General features: G+C 76.0%; 19 protein-coding genes. 5 read left to right on the plus strand and 14 right to left on the minus strand.

What is annotated here, in order from left to right; genetic code table 11:
- Nucleotides 1-17: 17 nt before the first annotated feature.
- The 3 genes from ACPC54_RS06575 to ACPC54_RS06585 are packed head-to-tail and all read right to left on the minus strand — an operon-like array spanning nt 18 to nt 9,041.
- Nucleotides 18-1,418 (minus strand): DHA2 family efflux MFS transporter permease subunit, encoded by a 1,401-nt coding sequence (locus tag ACPC54_RS06575; RefSeq protein ID WP_498961878.1) that lies wholly within the window; start codon nt 1,416-1,418, stop codon nt 18-20.
- The gene (locus ACPC54_RS06580) at nt 1,415-1,600 is read right to left on the minus strand and encodes an MbtH family protein (protein ID WP_498961880.1); all 186 of its coding nucleotides are present in this window, start codon (nt 1,598-1,600) and stop codon (nt 1,415-1,417) included. The genes ACPC54_RS06575 and ACPC54_RS06580 overlap by 4 nt, the downstream gene beginning before the upstream one ends.
- The gene (locus ACPC54_RS06585) at nt 1,593-9,041 is read right to left on the minus strand and encodes an amino acid adenylation domain-containing protein (protein WP_498961882.1); all 7,449 of its coding nucleotides are present in this window, start codon (nt 9,039-9,041) and stop codon (nt 1,593-1,595) included. Before ACPC54_RS06585 ends, ACPC54_RS06580 begins: the two co-directional genes overlap by 8 nt.
- A 150-nt stretch (nt 9,042-9,191) precedes the next feature.
- Here ACPC54_RS06585 and ACPC54_RS06590 point away from each other — a divergent pair, with 150 nt between their 5' ends.
- A complete protein-coding gene (locus ACPC54_RS06590) occupies nt 9,192-10,394 on the plus strand; it encodes an amidohydrolase (protein ID WP_498961884.1) in 1,203 nt (400 codons plus the stop codon).
- A gap of 169 nt (nt 10,395-10,563) precedes the next feature.
- On the opposite strand, the gene ACPC54_RS06595 is transcribed toward ACPC54_RS06590, so the two are convergent.
- From ACPC54_RS06595 to ACPC54_RS06625, 7 genes are all read right to left on the minus strand, one after another.
- A complete protein-coding gene (locus ACPC54_RS06595; RefSeq protein WP_498961886.1) occupies nt 10,564-11,382 on the minus strand; it encodes an AMP-binding protein in 819 nt (272 codons plus the stop codon).
- The gene (locus ACPC54_RS06600) at nt 11,382-11,615 is read right to left on the minus strand and encodes a phosphopantetheine-binding protein (RefSeq protein WP_498961888.1); all 234 of its coding nucleotides are present in this window, start codon (nt 11,613-11,615) and stop codon (nt 11,382-11,384) included. The genes ACPC54_RS06595 and ACPC54_RS06600 overlap by 1 nt, the downstream gene beginning before the upstream one ends.
- Nucleotides 11,612-12,277, minus strand: coding sequence for an isochorismatase family protein (locus ACPC54_RS06605; RefSeq protein ID WP_498961890.1), 666 nt, complete (start codon nt 12,275-12,277; stop codon nt 11,612-11,614). Before ACPC54_RS06605 ends, ACPC54_RS06600 begins: the two co-directional genes overlap by 4 nt.
- 58 nt (nt 12,278-12,335) lie before the next feature.
- Nucleotides 12,336-14,006: a (2,3-dihydroxybenzoyl)adenylate synthase gene (locus ACPC54_RS06610; RefSeq protein WP_498962437.1), complete on the minus strand. Its 1,671-nt coding sequence runs from the start codon at nt 14,004-14,006 to the stop codon at nt 12,336-12,338.
- A 92-nt stretch (nt 14,007-14,098) separates the two neighbouring features.
- A complete protein-coding gene (locus ACPC54_RS06615) occupies nt 14,099-15,337 on the minus strand; it encodes an isochorismate synthase (RefSeq protein ID WP_498962439.1) in 1,239 nt (412 codons plus the stop codon).
- Nucleotides 15,338-15,608: 271 nt separating this feature from the next.
- The gene (locus ACPC54_RS06620) at nt 15,609-16,388 is read right to left on the minus strand and encodes a 2,3-dihydro-2,3-dihydroxybenzoate dehydrogenase (RefSeq protein WP_498961892.1); all 780 of its coding nucleotides are present in this window, start codon (nt 16,386-16,388) and stop codon (nt 15,609-15,611) included.
- Nucleotides 16,389-16,707: 319 nt separating this feature from the next.
- A complete protein-coding gene (locus tag ACPC54_RS06625; protein WP_498961894.1) occupies nt 16,708-17,868 on the minus strand; it encodes a CapA family protein in 1,161 nt (386 codons plus the stop codon).
- Nucleotides 17,869-18,162: 294 nt separating this feature from the next.
- On the opposite strand from ACPC54_RS06625, the gene ACPC54_RS06630 reads away from it, so the two are divergent.
- Nucleotides 18,163-18,996 (plus strand): universal stress protein, encoded by an 834-nt coding sequence (locus tag ACPC54_RS06630; protein WP_498961896.1) that lies wholly within the window; start codon nt 18,163-18,165, stop codon nt 18,994-18,996.
- 81 nt (nt 18,997-19,077) lie between these two features.
- Here ACPC54_RS06630 and ACPC54_RS06635 read toward each other — a convergent pair whose 3' ends face one another.
- Entirely contained in the window at nt 19,078-20,490 is a 1,413-nt protein-coding gene (locus tag ACPC54_RS06635; RefSeq protein ID WP_498961898.1) for an MFS transporter, read from the minus strand.
- A gap of 14 nt (nt 20,491-20,504) precedes the next feature.
- Complete coding sequence (locus ACPC54_RS06640) at nt 20,505-21,347, minus strand: glycerophosphodiester phosphodiesterase family protein (protein WP_498961900.1); 843 nt, start codon at nt 21,345-21,347, stop codon at nt 20,505-20,507.
- A gap of 234 nt (nt 21,348-21,581) precedes the next feature.
- Between ACPC54_RS06640 and ACPC54_RS06645 the strand changes: the two genes are divergently transcribed.
- From ACPC54_RS06645 to ACPC54_RS06655, 3 genes are all read left to right on the plus strand, one after another.
- Nucleotides 21,582-22,850, plus strand: a complete 1,269-nt coding sequence (locus ACPC54_RS06645) for a M48 family metalloprotease (RefSeq protein ID WP_498961902.1) — start codon at nt 21,582-21,584, stop codon at nt 22,848-22,850.
- 30 nt (nt 22,851-22,880) lie between these two features.
- Complete coding sequence (locus tag ACPC54_RS06650; protein WP_045699031.1) at nt 22,881-23,303, plus strand: MarR family winged helix-turn-helix transcriptional regulator; 423 nt, start codon at nt 22,881-22,883, stop codon at nt 23,301-23,303.
- 122 nt (nt 23,304-23,425) lie between these two features.
- Nucleotides 23,426-24,655: a PP2C family protein-serine/threonine phosphatase gene (locus tag ACPC54_RS06655; protein WP_498961904.1), complete on the plus strand. Its 1,230-nt coding sequence runs from the start codon at nt 23,426-23,428 to the stop codon at nt 24,653-24,655.
- Nucleotides 24,656-24,740: 85 nt separating this feature from the next.
- On the opposite strand, the gene ACPC54_RS06660 is transcribed toward ACPC54_RS06655, so the two are convergent.
- Nucleotides 24,741-26,198: an ABC transporter substrate-binding protein gene (locus ACPC54_RS06660; RefSeq protein WP_498961906.1), complete on the minus strand. Its 1,458-nt coding sequence runs from the start codon at nt 26,196-26,198 to the stop codon at nt 24,741-24,743.
- Complete coding sequence (locus tag ACPC54_RS06665) at nt 26,189-26,755, minus strand: MTB12 C-terminal domain-containing protein (RefSeq protein WP_498961908.1); 567 nt, start codon at nt 26,753-26,755, stop codon at nt 26,189-26,191. The genes ACPC54_RS06660 and ACPC54_RS06665 overlap by 10 nt, the downstream gene beginning before the upstream one ends.
- Nucleotides 26,756-26,855 lie beyond the last annotated feature (100 nt).

Below are 26,855 nucleotides of genomic sequence, written 5' to 3' on the forward strand. Positions count from 1 at the left end.
CGGACGGGGGGCCGGGGTCAGTCGCCGGGCGGCCCCGGTATGGAGGCGGGCAGTCGGGCCGCGAGCGGGGCGCCGGCCGCGACGAGTGCGGCGGTGAGGCCGAGCGCGAACCGGTAGGGGGTGACGCCGCCGTCCTCGCCGGCCGCGTTGACCAGGGCGGCCACGGCGGCGATGCCGAGGGCGCCGCCCAAGGTGCGGACGATGGTGAACAGGCCCATCGCCCGGCCCATGGCGGGCGGCGGGACGTCGGCGAAGCCGGCGATCTGCAGGGTGAGCACGGCGGTGCCGAGCACCAGACCGACCGCGAACATCGACACCCGTACCGCCCACGGGTTCTCCGCGAACCCCAGCCCGGCGAGGACCGCCGCCGCGAGCAGCAGGGCGGGCAGGGCGAGACGGCGGGGGCCGAGCCTGGGCAGCAGGCCGTCGACGGCCTGGGACGCGGCCATCAGGCCGATGGCCTCGGGGAAGACGCTGAGCCCGGCGTCGAGGGCGGTGGCGCCGAGGGCGGCCTGGTGGAGCAGGGGGACGGCGAAGAGCGCGCCCATCAGGCCGGCGGACGTGAGCAGGGCGAGCCAGGTGGCGGCGCCGTAGCCGCGGTCGGCGAGCAGGCGAAGGTCCACCAGCGGCTCGGGGGCCCGGAGTTGGTGCCGGACGGCGAGCGCCAGCAGGAGGAGCCCGAGCGGGCCGGAGAGGGCCACGCCCGGGGAGGTCCAGCCGTGGGCGGGGCCGAAGCCGAGGGCGTAGGTGAGCAGGCCCAGGCCGGGGGTGGCGAGCAGGAAGCCGGTGGTGTCGAAGCGGCCTGGGTCCCCTTCGTCCTCGGCCCGCAGGGCGGCGGCGCCGAGGGCGACCGCGGCGATGCCGATCGGTACGTTGACGAGGAACAGCCAGTGCCAGGAGAGGTGTTGGGTGAGGTAGCCGCCGAGCGGCGGCCCGAGGGCGGGCATCAGCGCGGTGGGGACGATCAGGATGCGGCCGAGGCCGGACCGTTCGTGCGGGGCGAAGGCGCGGAACAGCAGGGTCATGCCGACCGGGGTGAGCAGGCCGCCGGCCACACCCTGGACGGCACGGGCGGCGGCGAGCCAGCCGAGGCCGGGGGCGGCGGCGCACAGGGCGGAGGCGGCGGTGAAGGCGGCGAGCGCGCCGAGGAAGACGCGTTTGACGCCGTACCGGTCGCCGAGCCGGCCGGCGACGGGCAGGCCGAGGGCGAGGCCGACCAGGAAGGCGGTCTCGACGGCGTTGGCGGCGGACAGGGGGCGGCCGAAGTCCTCGGCGATGCCGAACAGGGCCGGGTTGACGATGGTGGAGTCGAGGCCGTTCATGCACATCGCGGCGGTGTAGACGAGGACCACCGCGGCGCGCCCCGCGAGCAGGGGGCGTGCCGGGGCCTGCTCGCCGGCCGGTGCGGGTGGGGTCACAGGTCGGTCCAGTGCGCGGTGATCCAGCCGAGCGCGGTGGCGCGGTCGCTCGGGCCGTGGGCGACGCCCCAGCCGGCGGGGACGGCGGCGAAGGCGGGCCAGAGGGAGTGCTGGCCCTGGTCGTTGACGAGGGCGAGGAACTCGCCGTCGACGTCGAAGGGGTTGGCGGGGGCGTCACTCATCGGAGGATCCGTCCAGTCGGTCGGCGATCACGCGGGCGATGTGCGCGATCGGGTCGGGCAGGGTCATGTCCTTGTGGGAGCAGGCCACGTCGGTGTTGTCGATCCGCCCGGTGACGTACGGGGCCCAGAGTTCGGGCACCAGGGTGTCGTCGATGGTGTCGACGGTGGCGCGGAAGAACAGCACGTCGCCGTCGAAGGGGCGGTGGTCGTGGCCGCGCACCAGGTGGTTGGTGTGCAGGTAGATCCGGTCGAGCGCCTCGACGGTGGCCTCGCCGAGGCCGGCGAGCGGGCTGCCGGCGCCGCGCAACAGGGCGCTGACGGTGGCGAGTTCGAGCGGCTGACCGGCGAGGTCGGCGGGCCCGAAGCCGCCCATGGTGAGCAGCGCCTCCAGGGCCTCGGCCTGGTCGGGGACGGGCAGCTCGCGGAATCCCTCGGCCGGGTAGGCGTCCAGGATAGCGAGCAACTCGACGTGCTGGCCCAGCTGTTGGAGGCGGACGGCGACGGCGTGGGCGATGATGCCGCCGGTGGACCAGCCGAGCAGGCGGTACGGGCCCTCGGGCTGGACCTCGCGCAGCCGGTCGGCGTAGTGCGCGGCTAGCTCCTCCAGCGTGCGCGGCAGCGGGAGTTCGGCGGTGGCGGTGCCGACGCCCTGGGCCTGGAGGCCGTAGATCGGCACGTCGGCGGGGAGGTGGCGGATCAGCCCGGTGTAGCACCAGCTGAGGCCGCCGGCGGGGTGGACGGCGAACAGCGGCGCCTTCCGGCCGGGGGCGGCGGGCCGCAGCGGGAGGAGGACGTCGAGGGCGTCGACGGCGGTCGCGCCGCCGGCCAGCGCCGTTTCGAGGCCGGCCGGGGTGGGGGCCTGGAACAGGGTGCCGATGCCGAGTTCGATCCCGAGCACGTCGCGGATGCGTCCGGCGAGGCGGACGGCGAGCAGGGAGTGGCCGCCGAGCGCGAAGAAGTCGTCGTCGACGCCGACCGCGGCCGTCCCCAGCGCTTCGGCGAAGAGTTCGCAGAGCTGCTGTTCGCGCGGGCTGCGCGGAGGGCGCCCGGTGCCGCCGGCGGGGGCGGGCGCCGAGGGCGCGGGCAGGGCGCGGCGGTCGAGCTTGCCGTTGGCAGTGAGCGGCAGGCGCTCCAGCGGGACGACGGCGGAGGGCACCATGTGGGCGGGCAGTTCGGCGGCGGCGTGAGCGCGCAGCTCGTCGGGCGCGAGGCCGGACGCCGGGTCGGAGTCGACGAAGGAGCCGGCGACGGGGCCGGGTCCGGGTCCGGGTCCGGGTCCGGAGCCGGAGCCGGAGCCGGAGCCGACGACGTAGGCGACGAGCCGCTGGTCCCCCGGCACGTCCTCGCGCACGACCACGGCGGCGTCGGCGACGGCCGGGTGGGCGGCCAGCACGGCCTCGATCTCGCCGAGTTCGATCCGGAAGCCGCGCAGCTTGACCTGCTGGTCGGCGCGTCCGAAGTACTCCAGGACGCCGTCCGGGCGGCGCCGGGCGAGGTCGCCGGAGCGGTACATCCGGGTGCCGTGCTCGCCGAAGAGCGCGGCGTACGGGTCGGCGACGAAGCGGGTGGCGGTGAGGTCGGGGCGGCCGAGGTAGCCGCGGGCGAGGCCGGCGCCGGCGACGTACATCTCGCCGGTGACGCCGGGCGGGACGGGCTGCAGGTGCTGGTCGAGGACGTAGACGCGCAGGTCGGGGATGTTGACGCCGATGGTGCTGCTGCTGGTGGCGGCGGCGCTCGCCCGGTCGAGGGCGATGTGGGAGACGTGCACGGTGGTCTCGGTGATGCCGTACATGTTGACCAGGGTCGGCGCGTTGTCGGGGCGGCGCGCGTACCAGTCGTCGAGCCGGCCGAGTTCGAGCGCTTCGCCGCCGAACACGACGTAACGCAGGGCGAGTTCGGTGCCGGGGCGGTCCCGGTCGGCGGCGGCGAGCTGGTAGAAGGCGGACGGGGTCTGGTTGAGCACGGTGACGCGTTCGCGGGCGAGCAGGTCGAGGAAGGCGGCCGGGTCGCGGCTGACCAGGTGCGGGACGACGACGAGGCGGCCGCCGTGCAGCAGGGCGCCCCACAGCTCCCAGACGGAGAAGTCGAAGGCGTAGGAGTGGAAGAGCGTCCAGACGTCGTCGGCGCCGAAGCGGAACCAGTGGTCGGTGGCGGCGAACAGCCGGGCCACGTTGCGGTGGGTGACGGGCACGCCCTTGGGCCGGCCGGTGGAGCCTGAGGTGTAGATGACGTACGCGGTGTCCTCGGCGCGCAGCGGCCGGGTGCGTTCGTGCTGGGCCAGCGGGGCGGCCGGGAGGGTGGCCGCGCGGCCGCCGTCCGACGCGGGGACGGCTGACTCGGCGACGACTGACGCGGGGACGTCCGACGCGGGGACGTCCGACTCGGCGTCGTCGACCAGGAGTTGCGGTACCTCGTGCGCGGGCAGCCGGGGTGCGGTGGCGCGGTCGGTGAGCAGGGCGGCGGGGTGGGCGTCGGCCAGCATGTAGGCGAGGCGGTCGGCCGGGTAGTCGGGGTCCAGCGGCAGGTAGGCGGCGCCGGACTTGGCGACGGCGAGGAGGGCCACCACGAGGCGGACGGAGCGCGGCAGGGCGAGGGCGACGATGGTGCCGGGGCCGATGCCGCGGGCGGCGAGCCGCCGGGCCAGGCGGTCGGCACGGGCGGAGAGTTCGGTGTAGTCGAGCTGTTCGTCGTCGCAACTGACGGCGACGGCGGTCGGGTTGGCGGCGGCCGCGGCTTCGAAGAGGTCCGGCAGGGTGGCGGCCGCGGCGGCGGGCGGCGGGGTCGCGTCCGAGGTGTTCCACTCGACGAGGGCGCGCCGGCGTTCCTCCTCGCTGATCAGCGGCAGCCGGCCGATCGGGGTGTCGGGCTCGGCGGAGGCGGCGGTGAGCAGCCGGGCGAGGCGGTCGCAGAGGGCTTCGGCGGTGGCGGCGTCGAAGATGTCGGTGCGGTATTCGAGGAAGCCGCCGATGCCGCCGCCGGGCCGTTCGCCGGCGTTGAGGCTGAGGTCGAACTTGGCGGTGCCGCTGGGGACGGCGGTGAGTTCGGCGGTGAGGCCGGCGCCGAGGTCGAGTGGCTGGTCGGGGCGGCTCTGCCAGGCGAGCATCACCTGGAACAGCGGGTGCCGGGAGAGCGAGCGGGGCGGGTTGAGCTCTTCGACCAGGCGGTCGAAGGGCAGGTCGGCGTGTTCGTGGGCGGCGAGGACGGTGCCGCGGACGCGGTCGAGCAGTTCGCGGAAGCTCGGGTCGCCGGACGTGTCGGTGCGCAGCACCACGGAGTTGACGAAGTAGCCGACGAGGTCGGCGACCTGGTCGTCGTCGCGGCCGGCGACGGGGGTGCCGATCGGAAGGTCGGTGCCGGCGCCGTGGCGGGTGAGCAGGGCCGCGAGGCCGGCCTGGACGGCCATGAAGACGGTGCCGTCGGCGGCGCGGGCGAGCGCGGCGAGGCGGGCGTGGGCCTCGGCGTCGAGGGTGAAGGGTGCGGTGGCGCCGTGGTGTCCGGCGACGGGCGGACGGGGGCGGTCGGTGGGCAGTTCGAGCTGGTCGGGCAGGCCGGCGAGGGCGTCGCGCCAGTGGGCGGTCTGTCGGGCGGCGAGCGGGCCGGGCTGGTCGGCGGTGCCGAGCAGCTGCAGCTGCCGGGCCGCGTGGTCGACGAACTGGATGTCGAGCGGCGGGAGTTCGGGGGTGCGCCCAGCGGTTCGGGCAACGTAGGCGGCGGCGAGGTCGCGGGTGAGCGGGGTGGTGGAGGCGCCGTCGCCGGCGATGTGGTGGAGCAGCAGGAGCAGGGTGTGGGACTGCGGGCCGTGGGCGAACAGGGTGGCGCGCAGCGGGGGTTCGGCGGCGAGGTCGAAGGCGTACCGAACGGCCTCGGCCAACTTGCCGTCACCGTGGTGGAGTTCGACGGGTGCGGCAGGCAGGATGCGCTGGTACGGGGTGCCGTCCGGGTGCTCGCCGTAGACGGTGCGCAGGACTTCGTGCCGGGCGGTGAGGTCGCCGAGGGCGCGGGTGAGGGCGTGGCGGTCGAGCGGGCCGGTGAGGGTGAGGGCGAGCGGGATGTTGTAGGTGGGGCTGGGGCCTTCGAGGCGGTGCAGGAACCAGAGGCCGCGCTGGGCGGGCGCGAGCGGCATGGTGTCGGTGCGCGGCACGGGCAGCAGGGCGGGGCGCGGCGCTGGGGCGGTGCCCGGGCGGGTGTCGTCGCGGTCGAGCAGCGCGGCGAGGGCGGCCGGGGTGGGGTGGCGGAAGACGTCGGCGAAGGCGACGGGCGCGCCGGAGGTGTCGCGCAGCCGGGCGGCGAGGCGGCCGGCGAGCAGGGAGTGGCCGCCGAGGTCGAAGAAGGAGGTGTCGCGGCCGGGCGGTTCGGGCAGGGCGAGGAGTTCGGCGAACAGGGCGCAGACCTGCTCCTCCCGCGGGGTCACGGCCAGGTCGCCGGTGGCGGCGGTCCCGGGTTCGGGCAGGGCGCGGTGGTCGAGCTTGTCGTGGGCGGTGCGCGGGAGTTCGTCGAGCAGCAGGACGGCGGCGGGGACGAGTGGGGCGGGCAGCCGCTCGGCGAGGGCGGCGCGCAGCGCGTCCGGGTGCGGGGTGGCGCCGGGGGCGGGGACGGCGTAGCCGAGCAGCCGCTTGCCGTGCGGGCCGGGGCGGGCGATCACCACGGCCTGGGCGACGCCGGGCAGTTCGGCGAGGGCGGCGGCGGCTTCGGCGGGTTCGACCCGGAAGCCGCGGATCTTGACCTGGTCGTCGGCGCGGCCGAGGAATTCGAGGGTGTCTCCCCCGGTGCCCTCGGCCGGGCGGCCGGGAGGTGCCTCCACCGGCCGGGGGGACCCGCAGGCGCGGCGGCGGGCGAGGTCGCCGGTGCGGTACATCCGGCTGCCGGGCGGGCCGAAGGGGTCGGCGACGAAGCGCTCGGCGGTGAGGTCGGGGCGGTCGAGGTAGCCGCGGGCCAGGCAGGCGCCGGCGACGTAGAGTTCGCCGGTGGCGCCCTCGGGGACGGGGCGCAGTGCGCCGTCCAGGACGTAGGCGCGGGAGCCGCGCACGACCCGGCCGGTCGGGGTTCCGTCCGGTCCGGGGGTCCAGGCGTAGGCGTCGACGGTGGTCTCGGTGGGGCCGTACAGGTCGATGGGGTGGACGCCGGGGGTGGCGGCGAGGCGCTGCCAGAGGGCGGGCGGGGTGGCTTCGCCGCCGACCGCGATGATCGCGGGGTGGTGCCGGCCGTCGTCCAACAGGCCTTCGGCGAGGAGGACTTCGAGGTAGGAGGGGGTGAGGTCGAGGTAGTCGACGCGTTCGCGGTGGAGGTGGGCGGCGAGGGCGGCGGGGTCGCGGTAGGCGGCGTCGTCGAGGAGGTGGAGTTCGTGGCCGTGGACCATCCACAGCACCGGGTCCCAGGAGGCGTCGAAGGCGAAGGAGGCGCTGTGGGCGACGCGCAGGCGTTCGCGGCCGGTGCGGCGGACGGCGGGGGCGATGTGGTCCTCGCCGTGGCCGGCGTGCAGGTTGGCGAGCGAGGCGTGGGTGACGACGACGCCCTTGGGGCGGCCGGTGGAGCCGGAGGTGTGGAGGATGTAGGCGGGGTCGGCGAGTTGGGGCGCGGGGAGAGGCGCGGGGAGGGGCGCGGGGAGGGGCGCGGGGAGGGGCGTGGGGAGGGCTGGCACCGGGGCGCCGTCGGCGTCCGCGGGCCGTACGGTGGGCACCTCCGGCGGCAGGCCGAGGCCGGCGAGGGCGTCGGCGGCGCCGATCGCGCAGACCGGGCGGGCGTCGGCGAGGACGGCGGCGAGCCGCTGCGCGGGGTGGGCGAGGTCGAGGCTGACGCAGGCGCCGCCGGCCTTGAGCACGGCGAGCATGGCGACGAGGGTGTCGGTGCCGCGCGGCAGGGCGATGGCGACGGGGGCGCCGGCGCGGACGCCGTGGGCGGCCAGGCGGTGGGCGAGGCGGTCGGCGGCGGCGTCGAGTTCGGCGTAGGTCAGGGCGGTGGCGCCGCTGCGGACGGCGACGTCGTCCGGGGTGCGGGCGGCCTGGGCGGCGAACAGTTCGGGCAGGGTGCGGTCGACGGGCGGCTCGGTGCGGCCCTCGGTGGCGCGCCGGATGCCGTCGGCGTCGAGCAGGTCGATCCGGGCGATCGGCGTGTCCGGGGCGGTGAGCAGGAGGTCGGCGAGGGCGTCGAGGTGGCGCAGCAGGCCGTCGCGGTGGGCGGCGAGCGAGGCGGCGTCGTGGCGGGCCGGGTCGGCGTCGAGGGTGAGGCGCAGCGCGCCTTCGGGGCCGGGTGAGACGTTGAGGGCCAGGTCGTCGACGGGGCCGGCGGCGAGGTTGCGGACGGTGCCGGGCAGGCCGGCCAGGTCGAGGTCGGCCTCGAAGGCCTTGATGTTGACCATCGGGCCGAACAGGGCGCGGCGTTCGCCGGTGAGGCCGAGGTCGCGGCGCAGGTCCTCCAGCGGGTAGCGCTGGTGGCGGCGGGTGGCGCGCAGTTCGCGGACGACGCGGCGCAGCAGTGCCTCGGCGGTGTCGGCGGGGCGGACGGCCAGGCGGAGCGGGAGGATGTTGGCGGTGGCGACGGGGGTGCGCAGGGCGGCGGGGCCGCGGCGGTTGGCGAGCGGGAGGCCGAGCAGGACGTCCTCGGTGCCGGTGAGGCGGTGCAGGTAGCCGGCGGTGGCGGCGAGGAGGAGTTCGGCCCAGGTGGCGCGGGCGGCGTCGGCGGCGCGTTCCAGGCGGTCGCGGGTGCCGGCGGGGAGTTCGGCGGTGAGGCGCAGCGGGGCGGCCGGTTCGGCAGCCGCGGCGGCGGCTCCGGCGGCGGCTCCGGCGGTGGGGGTGCCGGGGAGGGCGGCAGGCGCGTCGGCGCCGGCGAGGCGGGCGGACCAGTGGGCGCGGTCGGCCCGGTACTCGGCGCCGGCCCGGTAGGCGGCCTCTTCGGCGGCGGTCTCGGCGAGGGTCGCGAACGGGCGGGGGTCGGGCTCGGTGCCGGTGGCGTGCGCGGTGTAGAGGGCGGCGACGCGTTCGCCCATGAGGGTCAACGCGTAGGCGTCGACGGCGAGATGGTGGATGCGGCGGTACCAGAGGCGGCGGTCGTCGGCGAGGCGGACGAGCGCGTGGGTGAACAGCGGGCCGGTGGTGAGGTCGGCCGGGCGGGCGAGGTCGGCGCGCATCCAGGCCTCGGCCTCGGCGTCCGGGTCGGCGGCGGTGCGCAGGTCGAGGTGGTGCAGCGGCCAGGGCCCGGCGGGGCGGGGCCGCTGGTGCGGGGTGCCGTCCGGACCGGTGACGACGACGGCGTTCAGCGCCTCGGCCTCGTCGACGGCCTGCCGCAGGGCCCGTTCGAACAGGTCCTCGTCGAGCGGGCCGGTGATCTCGACGGCGTCGCCGGTGTTGTAGACCGGGCTCGCGGGGTCGAGCGCCTGGGCGTACCAGATGGCGGCCTGGGCGGAGAGCAGCGGGACGTCGGCGGCCTGGGTGTCGACGGCGGGCATGGTTCGGGGTGCTCCTCGGGGGTCCGACGCGGGGTCCGCAGGGTCGCTCCGTAAACGGAACGCCTTACTTAGGTTAGCCTAATCTAACTTCAGATGATCTGGTCAACGGCCCCCGACGAGCGGGCCCTGACATTCCGGAGGACCCCGCCCGTGCCCGACACCCCACCGCCCCACGCCGTTGACCCGACCGCCTCGCGGGCCGCCGAGCAGGCCGGCCGGCACACCGATCGGCGGAGCGCCAAGCAGGCCGTCCGCGCGCGCGTCCACGCCCACCGCGAGGACCTGCTGACGCTCAGCCGCCGCATCCACGCCCACCCCGAGACCGCCTTCGAGGAGCACCGCGCGGCCGCCTGGTGCGCCGAACTCCTGCGCGCCCACGGCTTCGCCGTCACCGCGCCCGCGTACGGCCTCGCCACCGCCTTCGACGCGCGGATCGGCAGCGGGCCGCGCACCGTCGCCCTGGTCTGCGAGTACGACGCGCTGCCCGGCCTCGGACACGCCTGCGGCCACAACCTGATCGCCGCCGCCGGCATCGGCGCCGCGATCGGCCTCGCCCCGGACGCGGACCGGCTCGGGCTCACCGTCCGGGTGGTCGGCGCGCCCGCCGAGGAACGCGGCGCCGGGAAGGCGCTGCTGCTCGACGCGGGCGCGTTCGCGGGGGTGGACGCGGCGATGATGGTCCACCCCTGCCCGGTCGAGGTCGCCGACTTCCGCTCCTTCGCGCTCGGCACCCTGTCCGTCCGGTACACCGGGCGCGCGGCCCACCCCAGCCTCAACCCGCACGAAGGCCGCAACGCGGCCGACGCGCTCACCGTCGCCCAGGTCGCGCTCGGGCTGCTGCGCCAGCAACTCCCGCCGCACTGGCGGGTGCACGGCATCACCACCGCCGCCGGGACGGCACCGAACGTGATCCCCGACAGCGCGAGCGCCGAGTACGAGATCCGCGCCTCGGCCGCCGAGGACCTGGCGGAACTGCGGGCCCGTGTCGAGGACTGCTTCCGCGCCGGGGCGCTCGCCACCGGCTGCGAGGTGACGCTCGACCGGCCCGAGCCGGACTACCTCGACATGCGCTCCGACCCCGGCCTGCTGGCCCTGTGGCGGGCCAACGCGGCGGCGCTCGGACGGCCGGAGCCGGTCGAGCGCGCGCCCTTCGCCTGCACGGACATGGGGAACGTCTCGCACGCGGTGCCCGCCATCCACCCGGTGCTGGACATCAGCGGAGGCGCCTGCGCCCCGCACGAGGCGGCGTTCGCCGAGGCGGCGCTCGGGGCGCGGGCGGAGCGGGCGCTGCTGGACGGCGCGGTGGGGATGGCGTGGACGGCGGTGGACCTTGCGGCGGGGGCGGGCGGCTGACGGCGAACAGATGACAACTTTCAGCGAACAGCTTTCAACTTTCATCATCTGTCAGTTGAAATCTGTTCGCTGAAAGCTGTCTGCTGAAAGTTGTTCGCCGACCGCCGACCGCCGACCGCCGGCCGTCCCGCCGTCACCGGCCGTCCCACCACCACCGGCCGTCCCGCCGTCACCCGCCGGGAAGCGCCCCCGGTGCGACCCGCAGGGCCGTCACGCCCCGCTCCCGGACCAGCCCGGCGACCTCGCCGGGCCGCTGCGGGTCGGCCAGCACCACGGCCGCACCGGTCCGCAGCGGCCACAGGAACTCCCAGAGCGGCAGGCCCAGTTGCAGCACCCGGTCACCCGGGCCGAGCGGGTGCGCGGCCTGCAGCTCGCGCACCCGGCGGTCGGCCTCGCCGTGGGTGAGCCGGACGGCCGCCGGGCGGCCGCCGGGCCCGTACCCGACGCAGAGCAGGTGCTGCGGGGTGAGCGCCCGGGGCGGGTCGGTGGGCAGCTCACCGTCCGCCGCCAGGTCGGCCGGCGCCCCCGGCACCCCCGGCACCCCCTCCCCCAGCACGTACACCGGCGCGTTCTCCGCGAGCAGCCGCTCGCGGCGCCCGGGTGCGTCCGCCGGGTCGAGCGGCAGGTACGCCGCACCGGACTTGACGACCGCTAGCAATGCTGTCAGCAGCAACTCCGGCTGTCGCAGCTCGGCCAGGCCGACCACGGAGCCGGGCCGGGCGCCACGCGCCGTGAGGGCGCGGGCCAGCCGGTTGGCCGAGGCGTTCAGCTCCCGGTACCGGACCACGGCGCCGTCCGCGAGCAGCAGCGCCGGTGCGTCGGGCGTCCGGGCCGCCTGGGCCTCGATCGGTCCGATCACCGTGGTCGGCGGCTGCCGGCGTGCCGACCCGGCCGGTGGGCGCACCGCCGTCAGAACGTCCCGCCGGGCCCGCCGCTCGACGCCCGGCGAGGCCTCCCACCGGAGGTCCTCCCGCACGACGGCAGCCATCAGGCCGCGCCCAGCAGCTCGGCCCAGGCCTCGACCGCCGGGCGCTCGGCGAGCTTGACGAACGCGACCTCGGCACCCTCCGCCCGCCACCGCTCGGCGAGCGTCATCAGTCTGATCGAGTCCAGGCCCCAGTCGGCCAGGTTCTCGTCCACCGGGATGTCCTCCGGGTCCTCGCCGAGCAGGTCGGCGACCTCGGCCCGGATCCGTTCCACCGTGAAGCCCGTGCCCGTCACTTCCCCTCACCCGCACCCGGGTTCGACGCGTCCAGCGCCTTGAGCACCTCCGCCGTCGTGGTGACGACCCCGCAGCGGCCCGCCACCCAGGCGAGTGCGGCGCGGTGCTCCTGCGGCCCGAAGTCGGCGACCGCGTCGGCGACCACGAAGGCGGGGAGGTCCCGCATCCAGGCGTCGCAGGCGGTGGCCTGCACGCCGATGTGCGCGTACACGCCGGTGATCACCAGCTGGTCGCGGCCCTGCTCCGCCAGCAGCCGCGCCAACTCGGTGCGGACGAAGGCGCTGTACTTCCACTTGGTGAGCAGCGTGTCGCCGGCCTCGGGCGCGACGGCGTCGGCGATCGCGGTGGCGCGCGGGTCGTCCGGGATGCCGGGCCCCCAGAAGTCCTGCTGCAGTCCGCGCTCGGCGGGGCTCTGCCCGCCGGGCTGCGCCGAGTACACCACCGGGACGCCGCAGACGCGCGCGGCCGTCGCCAACCGGTCGACGTTGCCGAGGAGTTCGGGCAGGGGCGCGGCCTCGGCGGCGAAGGCGTCCAGGAAGTGGTTCTGCAGGTCGTGCACGAGCAGGACGGCACGGGCCGGGTCGACCGTCCAGGAGACCCGGTTGGCGGGCAGTTCCTCGGCGGCGGGCAGGGGATAGGAGGGGATGCGGGGCAGGCCCACGACGGCGATTCCTTCGGTTCGGGGTGCTTCGGTTCGGGGTGCTTCGGTTCGGGGTGCTTCAGCGGGTGGTGGCAGGCAGTGCGGCCGCGATGGCGGCGCGCAGGTCCTTCTTGCTGACCTTGCCGATGCCGGTGGCGGGGAACGCCTCGACGAACTCGACCCGGTCCGGCACCTTGTACTCGGCCAGTCCGCGCCCCCGCACGAAGCGCTTCAACTCGATAGCCTTGGGGGGCTGTTCGCGGCGCTCGGCGCGCAGCACGACATAGGCGCAGGTGCGCTCGCCGAGGTACGGGTCGGGCATCGACACGACGGCGGCGTCGTGCACGGCGGGGTGGGCGAGCAGGTGGTTCTCGATCTCCTCGGCGGCGACCTTCTCGCCGCCGCGGTTGATCTGGTCCTTGGCCCGGCCCTCCACGACCAGGTGGCCGCTGGGCAGGCGGCGGACGAGGTCACCGGTGCGGTAGAAGCCGTCCGCGGTGAAGGAGTCGGCGTTGTGCGCGGGGGCGTTCCAGTAGCCGCGGATGGTGTACGGGCCGCGGGTGAGCAGGTGCCCGGTGGCGCCGTCCGGCAGGTCCCGGTCGTGGTCGTCGACGACCCGGACTTCGTCGTCGGGGGAGATCGGCCGGCCCTGGGTGGTGGTGATCAGCTCCTCCGGGTCGTCCAGCCGGGTGTAGTTGACCAGGCCCTCGGCCATCCCGAACACCTGCTGCAGGGTGCAGCCGAGCACCGGGCGCACCCTCCGGGCGGCCTCCTCGCTGAACTTGGCGCCGCCGACCAGCAGGACCCGCAGGCTGTCGAGGCGGTGCGGGCCGCGCTCGGCGGCGTCCAGCCACAGCAGGGCGAGCGGCGGCACCAGGCCGGTGACCGTGACGCCTTCGCGCTCGATCAGCGGGAACGCGGTCTCCGGCCCCGGCTGCGGGCAGAGCACCACGCGGCCGCCGGCGTACAGGGTGCCGAGTGAACCCGGGGAGCTGAGCGGGAAGTTGTGCGCGGCGGGCAGCACGCACAGGTAGACGGCGTGTTCGTCCAGGCCGCACAGTTCGACCGAGCCGCGCAGCGAGTAGATGTAGTCGTCGTGGGTGCGCGGGATCAGCTTCGGCACGCCGGTGCTGCCGCCGGAGAGCTGGAGGAAGGCGACGTCCGCGGGCTCGGGTTCGCGCTCCGGCCCCGGTCCGTCGCAGGGCACGTCGGCGAGCCGGACGTGCTCCCCCGGGTCGTCCCCCGCGACCGCGACCAGGCGCAGCGCCGGGTTCTCCGCCTTCACGCGGGAGGCGAGTTCGCGGTAGTCGAAGCCACCGGAGAGGTCGGCGACGATGTACCCGGCCGCGCCGGTGAAGGCGCAGAAGTGGCCGATCTCGGCGTGGCGGTGGGCCGGCAGCGCGAAGACGGGCAGCGCGCCGATCCGGAAGAGGGCGAAGACGACCTCGAAGAACTCGGCGGTGTTGGGCAGTTGGACCACGACGCGGTCGCCGGGGCCGATTCCGCGGGCGAGCAGGCCGGCGGCCATCCGGTCGGCGCGGTGGTCGAGTTCGGCGTACGTCCAGCGTCGCTCCCGGGGTGCCTGGCCGGGCCGGCCCGAGGCGCCGCCGGGGTCGACGACGGCGATCCGTTCGCCGTGCGCGGCGGCGCGGTCGCGCAGCATCCGCCCGAAGGTCTCGCCGCGCCAGTACCCTGCGGCGCGGTAGCGTTCGGCGAACTCGGCGGGGTAGGGGGTGAATCCGTCCGACACGGTCCGGTCCGACACGGTCCGGTTCGGCACGGTCCGGTTCGGCGCGGTCCGGTTCGGCGCGGTCCGGTCCGGCACGGTCTCCTCCGACTGCGTCACCGCGGCACCCCCGCGGCGTCCAGGAAGGTGCGGAACTTGGCGCTGGTCTCGGCCAGTTCGGCCTCGGGCCGGGAGCGGTCGACGACGCCGGCGCCCGCGTACACCCGCAGGGTGCGCCGTCCGGCCTCGGCGCAGCGGATGGTGACCACCCACTCGCCGTCGCCGGCGGCGTCCTGCCAGCCGACCATGCCGGTGTAGAGGCCCCGGTCGAAGGGCTCGACCTCGCCGATCACCCGGCGGGCGAGGTCGGTGGGGGTGCCGCAGACCGCCGGGGTGGGGTGCAGGGCGGTGGCCAGGTCGAGGGCGGTGACGGCCGGGTCGGCGAGTTCGCCGGTGATCGTGGTGGCCAGGTGCCACATCGCGGCGGTGCGGACCAGGGTGGGCCGTTCGGGGACGTCCAGGGTACGGCAGTGCGGCGCGAGCGCGGTGCGGATGGCGTCGACGACGACGGCGTGCTCGTGCAGGTCCTTGGGCGATTCCAGCAGGGTGGCGGCGCGGCGGACGTCCTCGCCGAGGTCGTCGCTGCGCGGCACCGAGCCGGCCAGCGGGTTGGCGAGGACGGCCGTTCCCCGCCGGGAGAGCAGCAGTTCGGGGCTGGCGCCGATCAGGGTGCGGCCGGGGCCGGCGGGGACGGCGAAGGTGTAGCCGCCCGGGTCGCGGCGGGCGAGCCGCTGGAGGACGGCCGGCAGGTCGAGCGGGCGGTCGGCGGTGAGCTCCAGCGTGCGGGCGAGCACGACCTTGCTCAACTCGCCGCCGCGCAGCCGTTCGACGGCGGCGGCGACGCCCGCGCCGTACGCCTCCGGGGCGGGGACGGGGCGCAGCTGCCAGTCCACCCGGTCGGCGGGCGGCGCGGGGAGGGCGATCAGCGGGTCGTCGCGCAGGGCGCCAGTGGTGCGGACGCGGGCGGGGACGACGAGTTCGGCGCGGCGGTCGTGGTCGAAGGCCACCGCGCCGACGACGAGCGGCCGTGGGGAGTCCGCGCGGTCGGCCCCGGTCCCGGTCCCGGCCTCGGTCCCGGCCTCGGCCTCGGCCTCGGCCAGGGTCTCGGCGACCCGCAGGGCCAGCGGGCGCCCGTCCTGCGGCACCCGGGCGCGCACGCCGCCGGTGAGCAGGGTGCGGGTCGGGGAGGCGAAGAAGGCTTCGTCGGCGGCGGCCCGGTACTGGCCGAGCAGACCGCTGGCGGCGCCGATGACGGCCTGGTCGATGACGGCCTGGTCGATGACGGCCTGCTCGATGACGGCCTGGCCGACGGCCTGGCCGGGGACGGCCCGCGCATCGGGGTCGGGGGCGTGGGCGGGCGGGCCTGCCGGGGCGGCGGGCGTCCCCGCCGGGGCGTGGTGCACCGTGGTCACGGTGGATTCTCCAGTCTGGGACGGATCTGGGGCGGATCTGGGGCGGCGTCGGGGGTGAGGCCGGGGCCGGCACCGGGGGTCGGTGCCGGGAGGTGGCGCGGAGCGGCGCCCGGGGCGGCGCCGGCTCGGGCCGAGTGGCGCCGGGTGGGCGGCGTCAGGCGCGCAGGGTGGCGCCGCCGTCGACGTACAGGTCGTGCATGGTGATGTGCCGGGCCCGGTCGGAGGCGAGGAAGACGACCGCGTCGGCGATGTCGGCGGGCGCAGCGATCCGCCCGAGCGGGATGCCGACCCGCCAGGCTCCCGGGTCGCCGTCGATCACCCGGCGTTCGGCGGCCTCGGCGTCCGCTCCCCACAGGCCGCGCTGCATCTCGGTGTCGGTCGATCCGGGGGAGACGATGTTGCAGCGCACGCCGGAGCGGGCGAGTTCGAGGCCGAGGCAGCGGGTGAACATGGTGGCCGCCGCCTTGGACGCCGCGTAGGCGGCCATTCCGGCGCGCGGCACCCCGGCGGCGTTGGAGCCGACGGTCACCACCGCGCCGGCGCCGCGGGCGGCCATCCGGCGGCCGACCGCACGGCTGGTGTGGAAGACGCCGGTGGCGTTGACCGCGAAGGTCTCCGCCCAGTCCTGGTCGGCGAGTTCGACGACCGGTGCGGCGCGCAGGATTCCAGCGACGTTCACCAGCACCGCGAGCGGCCCGAGTTGACGTTCCATCAAGTCGACCGCCCGGTCGACGGCTTGGGAGTCGGCGACGTCCAGGACGTACGGGCGCACGGCCGGCGAGTCCGCCGCGAGGGCGGCGAGCGGGTCGGGGTTGCGGTCGACGGCCGCGACGACGGCGCCTTCGGCGGCCAGCGCCCGGGCGACGGCCGCACCGATGCCCTGGCCGGCTCCGGTGACCATGGCGACGGCACCGTCGAATTCGGATCGCTGCACAGGACATCCCCTCCGACCAGCAAGATTAGGCAAGCCTAACCTAACACATTCGTTCGCCTACGCCGGGAGTCTGTGCGAGCGTCAACTCGGCCGCCGGTCCCCCGCTTCACCCCCCGCACCACCGCCCCGGTCCGCCGCCGGCTCCGCCCGGGCATGCGAAAGGGCGGGGCCGCGTCAACGCGGCTCCGCCCCGAAAACCCCACACCCGGCCCCGCGCCCACGCCCGTCACGCACACGAACGCGAACGCGAACGCGAACGCAAACGCGAAGGGGTGGTGCAGCCCCGCACGGCCGGGGCCCGGAAGGCCCCGGCCCGGCCTCAGCCCGCGGCCGGCGGCGGGGTGAGCCCGGCGCAGCCGCGCAGTCCGTCGCGGCGCTTGAGGGCGGCGGCCGCCGCGGCGCCGGTGACCGGCTGGGGTATGCCCTTGTCGTCGATCGTCGCCGGGGCGAAGGCCTCGCCCTTCACCTTGCCGTCCGGGGTGATGGTGAGGGTGGTGACGCCGGTCTCGTTGGAGTTGGCGTAGTTGGAGGTGCCGTACCAGAGGAAGTTGCCGAAGCCGTACCCGACGTAGGTGCTGCCGAGCATGCCGGAGCCGACCATGGTGTGCGCGTGGGTGCCGACGACCGCGGTGGCGCCGACACCGGCGAGCTTCTTGGCGACGGCGGTCTGCGCACCGGTGGGGCAGGCCTTGCCCTCCTCGCCCCAGTGCAGGTAGACGAGCACGACGGGCGCCTGCGCCTTGGCCGCCTCCACGGCCTTGACCAGGGCGGGGACGTCGAGCGCCGAGGCGATGCCGGGCTTGTCGGCGCCGGCCCGCCACTTCTGGTTGGTGATGTCCTCGACCTGGCTGGCGGCGACGACCGCGACCTTCACGCCGCGCACGGTGGTGACGTACGGGGCGTAGGCCTCCTTGGCGTTGTGGCCGACGCCGAGCACGGGGATGGGCGAGGAGTCCTTGGCGGCGAGGGTGTCGGCGAGGCCGTCCGGGCCGAAGTCGACGGCGTGGTTGTTGGCCATCGAGACGATGTCGACGCCGGAGTCCTTGAGGACGGACAGCGCCTTGGGCGAGGTGCGGAAGGTGTACGTCTTGGGTTCCGGCGCGCCGCGCCCGGTGATCGCGGTCTCCAGGTTGAGCACGGAGAGGTCGGCACCGGCGAGGGTGCTCGCGATCGGGCCGAGCGCCGGCTCGGGCGCCTTGACGGCGAGCCGGGGCTCGGTGCGGCCCTCGAAGTGGACGTCGCCCGCGAAGGCGACGGTGATGGTGCCGTCCGGGCGGGGCGGGCGGCCGGTCTTGGCGGGGAGCGGGGCCTGGGCTGCGCCGGTCGCCGGCTCGGTGCCGGCGGGTGGGGCTGCGGACTGGTTCCCGGTGGGCGTCGCGCCCTGGGCGGCGGGCTTGGCCGGGTCCGGGTCGTCCGGCCCGCAGGCGGCGACGGCGCTCAGTCCGACGAACAGCGCGACGGCGGCCGCGGCACGGCGCATGACTGGTTCCCCCCGGAGATCGGCACAAGAAACGGTCAGCCTACGCCACGACCTCGGCACCGATCCGGTCCACCTCCGCAACAGTCCACACACAACCGGCCGCAAATCGACACGAATGGACGCAGAAACGGGCCGCCACGTCCCGGTCCGCCCACCCGACCCGGCCACCGCGTCCCTGGCGCGACGGGCCCGGGCGCGCGCAGCGTGGAGGGGGGAGCCCGGAACACGGCGGCGCCCCGGCAGTGACCCGGCGGCGGCACAGCGGCCGGACGGCGGCACCGGAGGTGGTGCGAGATGGACAGCGGGCGACCCGCCCCCGGCCGGGCCCGCCGGATCGTGGTCGGGATCGACGGCTCGGCGCCCTCGAAGGCGGCGCTGCGCTGGGCGGTCGGCCAGGCCACGCTGACCGGCGCGACGGTGCACGCGGTGGCGGCCTGGGAGTACCCGTCGCTGTACGGGTGGTTCGCGCCGATGGTGGACGACGGCTTCGAGCTGACCGCGCTGCGCACGCTGACCGCCGAGGTGAACGAGGTGGCGGGCCCGGACCGCCCGGTGGAGATCCGGGAGAGCCTGGTGCTCGGCCACGCCGCCGACGTGCTGCTGGAGGCGGCCGAGGACGCCGACCTGCTGGTGCTGGGCAGCCGCGGCCGCGGCACCTTCGCCCGGACGCTGCTGGGCTCGGTCAGCACCCGCTGCGCGGTGCACGGCACCTGCCCGGTGGTGATCGTCCGCGCTGACGGCACGGCCACCGCCGGAACAGCCGGCGCAGCGGGGACAGCCGGGACAGCCGGGACAGCCGGGACAGCCGGGGCCACAACGACAACGGCCGCCGCGACCGCAGGGGTCTCGACGGCCGCGGGAGCGACGGCCGGGGGCGCCGCCCGGACGAAGGACTGGCAGCTGAGCCTGCACGTGGTCGAGGACGAGGACACCACCCGGGTGCACGCCGTCCTCGACGCGGACGGCGACGTCCTGCACAGCGACACCCTGGCCCGCCGCAATCCGCGCGACGCCCCGGCCCCGGCGGTCGGCGACGACTTCGCGGTCGGCCGCGCCCTGGTCGACCTCGGCCACCAGCTGCTGCGGGCCGGCGTCCGCGACGCCACCGGCCCGGCCGAGTCGGAGTGAACGGCCGGGCCGGAACGCGCGCGGAGCCCCGGGCTACAGCCGCCCGGGGTACCGGCGCTCGGGGGGTACCGGCGCTCGGGGCTAAAGCCGCTCGGGGACGGGGTTGCCGACCGCCTCGATGGCGCGGCGCACGGGGACCTTCGCCAGCACCACGAACCCGATCACGAAGAACACCAGCAGCGAGATGATCGCCGAGCGGTAGCTGCCGGTGATCTCGTACGCCATGCCGAAGACCAGCGGGCCCATCCAGCTGGTGCCGCGGTCGCTGATCTTGTAGAGGCTGAAGTACTCGGCCTCCCGGCCGGCCGGGATGAGGTGGGAGAACAGCGAGCGGGACAGCGCCTGGCTGCCGCCGAGCACCAGGCCGATCATGCAGGCGAGGGCGTAGAACCAGGCGGGCTGGTGGGCCGGCATGAAGTAGCCGAGGGCGAGGGTGATCACCCAGCCGACCAGCGAGCCGAGGATGGTGCGCTTGGCGCCGTGGCGGCGGGCGATCCGGCCGAGCAGCAGCGCGCCGCCGATCGCCACGATCTGGACCAGCAGGACGGCGGTGACCAGGGAGGTCTGGTCCATGCCGAGTTCCTCGCTGCCGTAGAGCGAGGCCTGCGAGACGACGGTCTGGATGCCGTCGTTGTAGAGGAGGAAGGCGCCCAGGTAGAGCAGGGTGAGCGGGTGCTCGCGCATGCTGCGCAGGGTCCGGCCGAGTTCGCGCAGGCTGCTGCCGGCGGCGGGCCGGTCGGACGCGACGGCCTCGGTGCGGGCGGGCGCCGCACCGGCTCTGGACGGCAGCCGGAACAGCGGGACGAGGGTGAACAGCGCCCACCACAGGCCGGCCGAGGCGAGGCAGATCCGCACGGCGGTGCCGGAGGACAGGCCGAGCGACTCGTGGCCCTGGAACAGCGCGAGGTTGGCGATGAGCAGCAGCCCGCCGCCCGCGTAGCCGTAGGCCCAGCCCTTGGAGGAGACGGCGTCGCGCTCGTCGGGGGCGGCCAGGCCGGGCAGGTAGGCGTAGGAGAGCGCCACCGACACCGCGTACGAGATGTTGGCGACGACCAGCAGCGCGCCGCCGAGCAGGTAGCGGTCGCCGTCGAGGAAGAACATCCCCATGGTGGCGAGCGCGCCGACGTACGCGAAGCCGCACATCAGTTCCTTGTGCCGCCCGATGCGGTCCGCGACGGTGCCGGTCAGCAGCATCGCCGCGACCGAGATCAGCACGGAGAAGGAGACGGTGTACGGGAAGAACGATCCTGCGCGGATCGACAGGCCCAACGGGTGCACGTCGCCGGACGCGTCGGCGGCGTTCTTGGCGATCTCGGTCAGGTACGGCCCGAGGAACACCGTCAGGACGGTCGCCGAGAAGGCGGCGTTGGCCCAGTCGTTGATGTACCAGCCGAACTGCATCCGGCGCAGGGCACGGGCGTCGGCGGTGTCGGTCGCCGGACTGTCCGGGACGTGGCCCGGCGCGTGGTCCGGCAGATGGTCCGTGGTGCTCATGGGGCTCCTGGCTCCTAGGCGCTGCCGTCGGTCCAGCAGCCGCGCTCGCCGAGGACGTCCCGCAGGACGTCGATGCGATCGGCCATGATGCCATCCACACCCAGGTCGAGGAGAGCCCTGATCCGTGTGGCATCGTCCACAGTCCACACGTGAACCTGCAGGCCGAGGCGGTGGGCGGCCCGCACGAAGGCCCGGTCGACGACCCGCACGCCCTTGTGCCGCTCCGGCACCTGCGCGCACACCCCGGCGTACGGCCCCTTGCCGTCCGGCCCCCTGCCGTCCGGACCCCTGCCGTTCGGACCCCTGCCGTTCGACCCCTTGGCGGACGGCGCGGGCAGCAGCGGCCCGGCCAGCGAGCGCAGCCGCAGCCGGGCGACCTCGCGCGGGCCGAGCGAGGTGGCCAGCCGGGGGCCGGCGGCGGCCCGGACGGCGGCGAGCCGGGAGTCGGAGAAGCCGCCGACGCAGACCCGGTCCCAGGCGTTCGTGCGGCGGATCGTCTCGACCAGAGGCGCGACGGCCGGCGCCGCCTTGACGTCGATGTTGAAGCGGGCGGCGGGGAACGCGCCGAGCAGGTCCTCCAGCAGCGGCACCGGCTCGGTGCCGCCGATCCGCGCCTGCCGGACGGTCTCCCAGGGCAGCTCGGCGACCGCTCCGGCGCGGTCGGTGACCCGGTCGAGGCGGGTGTCGTGGAAGGCGACCAGCACCCCGTCGCGGGTGGCGTGCACGTCCGTCTCCAGGTAGCGGTACCCGAGCGCGACGGCCGCCTCGAAGGCGGCGAGCGAGTTCTCGGGGCGCCCGAGGTCGCCGCCCCGGTGCGCGAACGCGAGCGGCCCCGGGTGGTCGAGGAAGGGATGCATGTCGTGCTCCGAACTTCTGGGAGGGGGCCCGCGCGCCCGGCCGGGTGCGGCCGCGCGCGACCACGGCGCGAGCACACTACGACCACGTCCGACCACGTCACAGCCGGTGCCGGGGCCGCGCGCGTTACAGTATTACGCACCCTGTCAAGCAGTAACGAGGGGGCGGGCGGCGGGCCGGGAGCGCGATGATGGGGCTCGACGCACCGGATCGCCAGGAGGAGGCGCGCGCCGCCCATGGACGCCAGCGATGGAGCAGCCCGGACCCCCGCTCCCGACTTCACGCCCGCCGAGCGCGCCCGGGGGCGGGCGCTGCGCCGGGCCCAGGCGCCGTGGGTGCTCGCCGGCCGGGCGGCGGGGCTGGCGCTCGGCCTCGCGCTGGGCCTGACCCCGGCCGGGGCCGGGCTGGTGTCGACGGTCGGCGGGTGGTTCGGCGGCTCCTGGGCCGCCGAGGTGCTGGCGGGCGCGGGCGCGCTGGTGCTGCTCGGGCAGGCGCTGCAGCTGCCGTTCGGCGCGCGGGTGCGGGCGGTGCGGGCCCGGTTCGGACTGGTGACGCAGGGCTGGGGCGGCTGGGCGGTGGACGCGCTGCGCGGGCTGGCGCTCGCCCTCGGGCTGTTCCTGCCGCCGGCGCTGGGCCTGTTCGCGTTGACCGGGTGGTCGCCGTCGCGCTGGTGGGTGCCGGCGGCGGGTGCGGCGGCGCTGCTGACCGTGGCGCTGTCCTTCCTGTACCCGCTGCTGGTCGAGCCGGTGTTCAACCGCTTCACCCCGATGCCGCCGGGCGAACTGCGCGGCGCGCTGCTGGGCCTGGCCGAGCGGGACGGCGTGCGGGTGTCGGAGGTCCTGGTGGCGGACGCCTCCCGGCGGACCACGGCGCTCAACGCGTACGTCTCCGGCTTCGGCTCGACCCGCCGGATCGTCGCGTACGACACGCTGCTGTCGACGGCGGCGCCGCGCGAGGTGGAGTTGGTGGTGGCGCACGAGCTGGGGCACGTCAAGCACCGGGACGTGCCGACCGGCACCGCGCTGGGGGCGGTGGGCGCGGCCGTGGCGGTGGCCCTGCTCGGGCTGCTGTCGGCCTGGCGGCCGCTGCTGGACGCGGCCGGCGCGGCGGACGCGGCGGATCCGCGGGCGCTGCCGCTGCTGGCCGCGCTGGCGGGGCTGCTGGGGGCGCTGTCGGGGCCGGCGCAGTGCGCGGTGAGCCGCCGGATCGAGGCGCGGGCGGACCGGCACGCCCTCGAACTGACCGGGGACGTCGAGCAGTTCGTCGCGATGCAGCGCAGACTGGCGGTGGCGAACGTCGCCGATGTCGACCCGCCGAGGCTGCTTGAGCTACTGTTCGCCACTCACCCGAGTACGGCACGCCGGATCGCCGCCGCCCGGGCCTGGCGGGGTGCGGGGCCGCAGCCGCAGCCGAGGCCGGCGTCGAACCCCGGGTCGGAGTCCGACCCGGCGCCGGAGCCGGCACCCCGGGAGCCGGGCGCCACACCGGGCGGATCCGTTGTATAGTGCAACAAATTCCGAGGAGGTAGGTACGCCGTGCCCGGCCGCGAGTCGTCCATCGACACCATCCAGCGCGAGCTGACCGCCTTCGCCCGCCGTGCCCGGCACAAGGCCTCCCAGCTGCATCCCGACCTCTCGCTGGTCACGTACAGCATCCTCGACCTGATCACCGAGCGCGGCGGCAGCCGGGCCGCCGACGTCGCGGCGTACTTCATGCTCGACAAGTCGACCGTCAGCCGGCAGGTCGGCGCCCTGGAGAAGCTCGGCCTGCTGGCCCGCGAGGCCGACCCGGACGACCAGCGCGGCCAGATCCTGCGCGCCACCGACGCCGGGCTGACCCTGCTGCGGGACGCCAACGAGCAGCGCCGCCAGGCGTTTACCGCCCGGTTCACCGACTGGTCGGACGAGGACGTCGCCCGCTTCGCCGCCTACCTGGCGCGCTACGGCGCCGAGGGCTGACCCCGGCGCACCCGGCCGGACCTCCGCCCCACCCGCCCCCGGCGCGCCCGGGCGCGCCCGGCACCCGCCCGCGCGGGCCGCCCGGAATGCGCCCCACCGCCCGGACGGTGTACAGAAGAGGAGTGCCCCTCCGGCAGCGCCCCCACGACCCCCGCCGCACCTGGCTCCCCGACCGCCGCGTCCTGACCGGCCTGGTCCTCGGGCTGATCGTGCTGATCACCGTCGTGGACGTCCTCGCCCCGCCGCACATCCACCTCGGCCCGCTGCTGATCGTGGCACCCGCCCTGACCGCCTCCTTCGCCGGCGCCCGTGGCACCGCCGCCGTCGCGCTGCTCGCCATCGCCGCGCTCACCGTGATCGGGGTGGCCCGGGACGGCCTCACCACCTCCAACCACGAGACCCAGCTGGGCGCGCAGGCCATCGTCTCGGTGCTGATCGTCGGCCTGCGGGTGCTGCGCGACCGGCACGAGCGGGAACTGGCCCGGGTCCGCACCGTGTCCGAGGCCGCCCAACGGGTGCTGCTGCGCCCGCTGCCGGAACGGATCGGGCCGCTGCGCCTGGCCTCGGTCTACCTGGCCGCCGAGGCCGAGGCCCAGGTCGGCGGCGACCTGTACGCGGCCGCGCGCACCGCCACCGGCACCCGGCTGCTGGTCGGCGACGTCCGCGGCAAGGGCCTGTCCTCGCTCGGCGACGCCGCCCTGCTGCTGGGCGCCTTCCGCGCCGCCGCCCACCTGCACGCCGAGCTGCCCGAGCTGGCCGCCTACCTGGACGGCAGCGTCAGCTGGGACCTCGCCCAGCTCGCCGAGCAGTCCCGGCAGGCGAGGCTGCTGCCCGCGCCCTCCCCCGATGTGGTCGGCGGGAGCAGCGAGGACACCGGCGAGTCGTTCATCACCGCCGTCCTGCTGGACATCCCCGACGACGGCACCGAGGTCAGCCTGATCGACTGCGGCCACCCGCCCCCACTGCTGCTGCGCCCGGACGGCGTGACCGCCGTCGCCGCCCGCCGGCCGGCCCCGCCGCTGGGGCTCGGCGAACTCGCGCCGACCCGCTACGAGGTCGAGGTGTTCCCGTTCGTCCCTGGCGACCGCCTGCTGATCTACACCGACGGCGTGATCGAGGCCCGGGACGCGCAGCGCCGCTTCTACCCGCTCGACGAGCGCGTCACCGCCTGGCTCGGGGACCGCCCGGCCGCCCTGCTGCAGAACCTGCGCCGCGACCTGCTCGGGTACGTCGGCGGGCGTCTGGACGACGACGCCGCGATCGTCCTGGTGGAGCGGCTGCCGGACGACGGGCCGCCCCGCGGCCTGCGGGCGCTCAGGCCGCGGCCCCAGCCGCCGGCCGGCGTCGGCTGACCTCCGCACGGGGTCGGGGCTGGAGGCGGGGGCGAGGCCGGGTCGGGGCCAGGTCAGGGCGGGGCGAGGCCGGGTCTGGGCGGGCTCAGGGCCGGTACGGCAGCTGCGGGACGTCGAAGCAGGTGGTGGTCATCGACGGCACCTGGGTCACCCAGCCGCCCTGCCCGCCCCGGGCGGCGTCCTGCCAGCGGGCCGCGTTCAGGCAGGCGCGGACCGGGCCGGCGGGCGGCGGCTGCGGGACGAAGGAGGCGGGCAGGATCAGGCCGTGCGCGTCGTACGGCTCGGCGCGGTTCATGAACGCCTCCACGCAGGCCCGGGTCAGCGCGGCGCCGCAGGAGCCCATCGCGTCGGCCAGCCACTGCGCCCCGGCCCAGCCCTCCAGCTCCCAGGCGGACAGCCGCCCGGCGCGGTCCGGGAGGTAACGGGCCATCGCGGTGCGGAAGTCGTGCACCGCCGGGTACTGCTCGTCCTCGTAGTTCAGGCTCGACGACGTCGCCCACAGCGCGTTGCGGCAGTTCGGCGAGGAGGCGTAGTCGGTGCGCACCGACTCGGACCAGTTCTGCACGTTGGTGACCTTCGCGGCCACCCGCACCCCCGCCTCGTCCAGCGCCCGGCACAGCGCCGCGTTGCCCCGGGTGTCCATGGCGTCGAACAGCAGCTGCGAGCCGTCCGCCCGGACGGCCGCCGCCACCGCCTGGAAGTTCGGCAGCGCGAAGTCCACCGTCTGGAGCAGCACCCGGTAGCCCTCGGCCTCCAGCCCGGCCTTGAGCTGCGCGGCGTACCGGGCCGAGTCGGCCTGGTTGTAGGCGACCACGGCGGCGCTGCCCGCGCCCAGGCGCTGCTTGAAGAAACGGAACACCTCGGTGCTCTGGTAGAGCGTGCCGTTCCAGCCGACCGAGCGGCCGTCGCGCGGGGCGGCGCTGCCGTAGATCCCGTACAGGTGCGGCCACCGGTCGTACGCGGTGCCGATCGGCTGGCCGCCGACGTCCGGCACCGCCTTGCCGCTCACGTAGGCGGCGCCCGCGTAGTCGAGGACGCTGCCGCTGACGAAGGCGAAGACGTGCGCCTGGTCGATCAGCCGGTGCACGCAGTCCTGGTTGCCGATACCGCTGCCGCCGTCGTCGCAGGTGACCAGCCGGACGGTGCGACCGTGCAGGCCGCCGCGGTCGTTGAGGGCCTGGAAGAACGCCTGCGCGCCGTAGCGCGGCCCGCTGAACACCTCGCTGCCGACCGGGCTGGTGAGGGAGGTGACGACGCCGATCCGGATCTCGTCGGCGCTGACGCCGGTGTCGGAGGCCGGATTGCCGCCGGGGGCGGTGCCGCTGGGGGCGCCGGGCGTGGGGCGGGGCCGGGCGGTGAAGGCGCCGTCCGGCAGCCGGGTGCCGCAGCCGGTCAGGACCAGGAGGACCACGACGGCCACGACGGCCACGACGGCCACGACGGCGGCCGGGAGCGGCGCGACCGGGGCCCCCGGCCGGCCGGCGGCAGCGCGGCCGGGCCGGGGAAGCAGTCCGACGATGAGCCGGCGGACGGTCAGCCGCATCCGGGGATCGGGGTGCCGCTGGCGCCACCCGCCTGGGTGAGCAGGCCGCACAGCGTCGAGCGGGAGACCTTCCACACGCCGTTCTCCAGCACGGACTGGCCGCTGGCGCTCGGCTCGACGACGTTGCCCTGGAGGGAGAGCGAGTAGGTGACGGTCGCGTCGCTCGCGTCGGTGAACGCGATGTCGCCGACCTTCGCCTGCACCTGGCCGACCCTCGGGTCCTGGGAGAAGCCCTGCAGTACCGGGAGCAGCGTGTCGCCGCCCTGGAGCAGCTTGGCCTTGTCCGGGATCGGGGTTGCGGGGTCGAAGAACTTCTCCCAGTTGGCGGTGATCTCCGTCTTGGCGGCGGCCGGGTCGGCGGGCGCGGTGCCGGTCGCCGAGGCGGACGCGGTGGCGGACACGGAAACGGGGGCGGAGGCGCTCGGACTCGCCGAGGAGCCGGACTTGCTGCTGCTGCACGCGGCCGCCGAGCCCGCCAGCATCAGGGCGAGCAGCGCGCTCACCGTCCGCAGGGCCGGGCCGCCGCCCTTGGGGGTGCCGCTTCGCGTCACGTGCATGGTCTGTGCTCCCTCTCGGCTGCGCCGCCCGGGCGGGTGTGCGCGGGGTGGTGCGCGCGGTCTCCCGGATGCTGTTCCAGGCCGATCCTGGAAACGTCTC

It is taken from the genome of Kitasatospora sp. NPDC094028, from assembly GCF_049543595.1.
Taxonomy (GTDB): Bacteria; Actinomycetota; Actinomycetes; order Streptomycetales; family Streptomycetaceae; genus Kitasatospora.

What these genes read in the sequence shown, in the direction of transcription:
- ACPC54_RS06580 (WP_498961880.1), bottom strand. Translation starts at nt 1,600, where the DNA reads ATGAGTGACGCCCCCGCCAACCCCTTCGACGTCGACGGCGAGTTCCTC.
- ACPC54_RS06585 (WP_498961882.1), bottom strand. Translation starts at nt 9,041, where the DNA reads ATGCCCGCCGTCGACACCCAGGCCGCCGACGTCCCGCTGCTCTCCGCC.
- ACPC54_RS06595 (WP_498961886.1), bottom strand. Translation starts at nt 11,382, where the DNA reads ATGGCTGCCGTCGTGCGGGAGGACCTCCGGTGGGAGGCCTCGCCGGGC.
- ACPC54_RS06625 (WP_498961894.1), bottom strand. Translation starts at nt 17,868, where the DNA reads ATGCGCCGTGCCGCGGCCGCCGTCGCGCTGTTCGTCGGACTGAGCGCC.
- ACPC54_RS06630 (WP_498961896.1), top strand. Translation starts at nt 18,163, where the DNA reads ATGGACAGCGGGCGACCCGCCCCCGGCCGGGCCCGCCGGATCGTGGTC.
- ACPC54_RS06635 (WP_498961898.1), bottom strand. Translation starts at nt 20,490, where the DNA reads ATGAGCACCACGGACCATCTGCCGGACCACGCGCCGGGCCACGTCCCG.
- ACPC54_RS06640 (WP_498961900.1), bottom strand. Translation starts at nt 21,347, where the DNA reads ATGCATCCCTTCCTCGACCACCCGGGGCCGCTCGCGTTCGCGCACCGG.
- ACPC54_RS06645 (WP_498961902.1), top strand. Translation starts at nt 21,582, where the DNA reads ATGGACGCCAGCGATGGAGCAGCCCGGACCCCCGCTCCCGACTTCACG.
- ACPC54_RS06660 (WP_498961906.1), bottom strand. Translation starts at nt 26,198, where the DNA reads ATGCGGCTGACCGTCCGCCGGCTCATCGTCGGACTGCTTCCCCGGCCC.
- ACPC54_RS06665 (WP_498961908.1), bottom strand. Translation starts at nt 26,755, where the DNA reads ATGCACGTGACGCGAAGCGGCACCCCCAAGGGCGGCGGCCCGGCCCTG.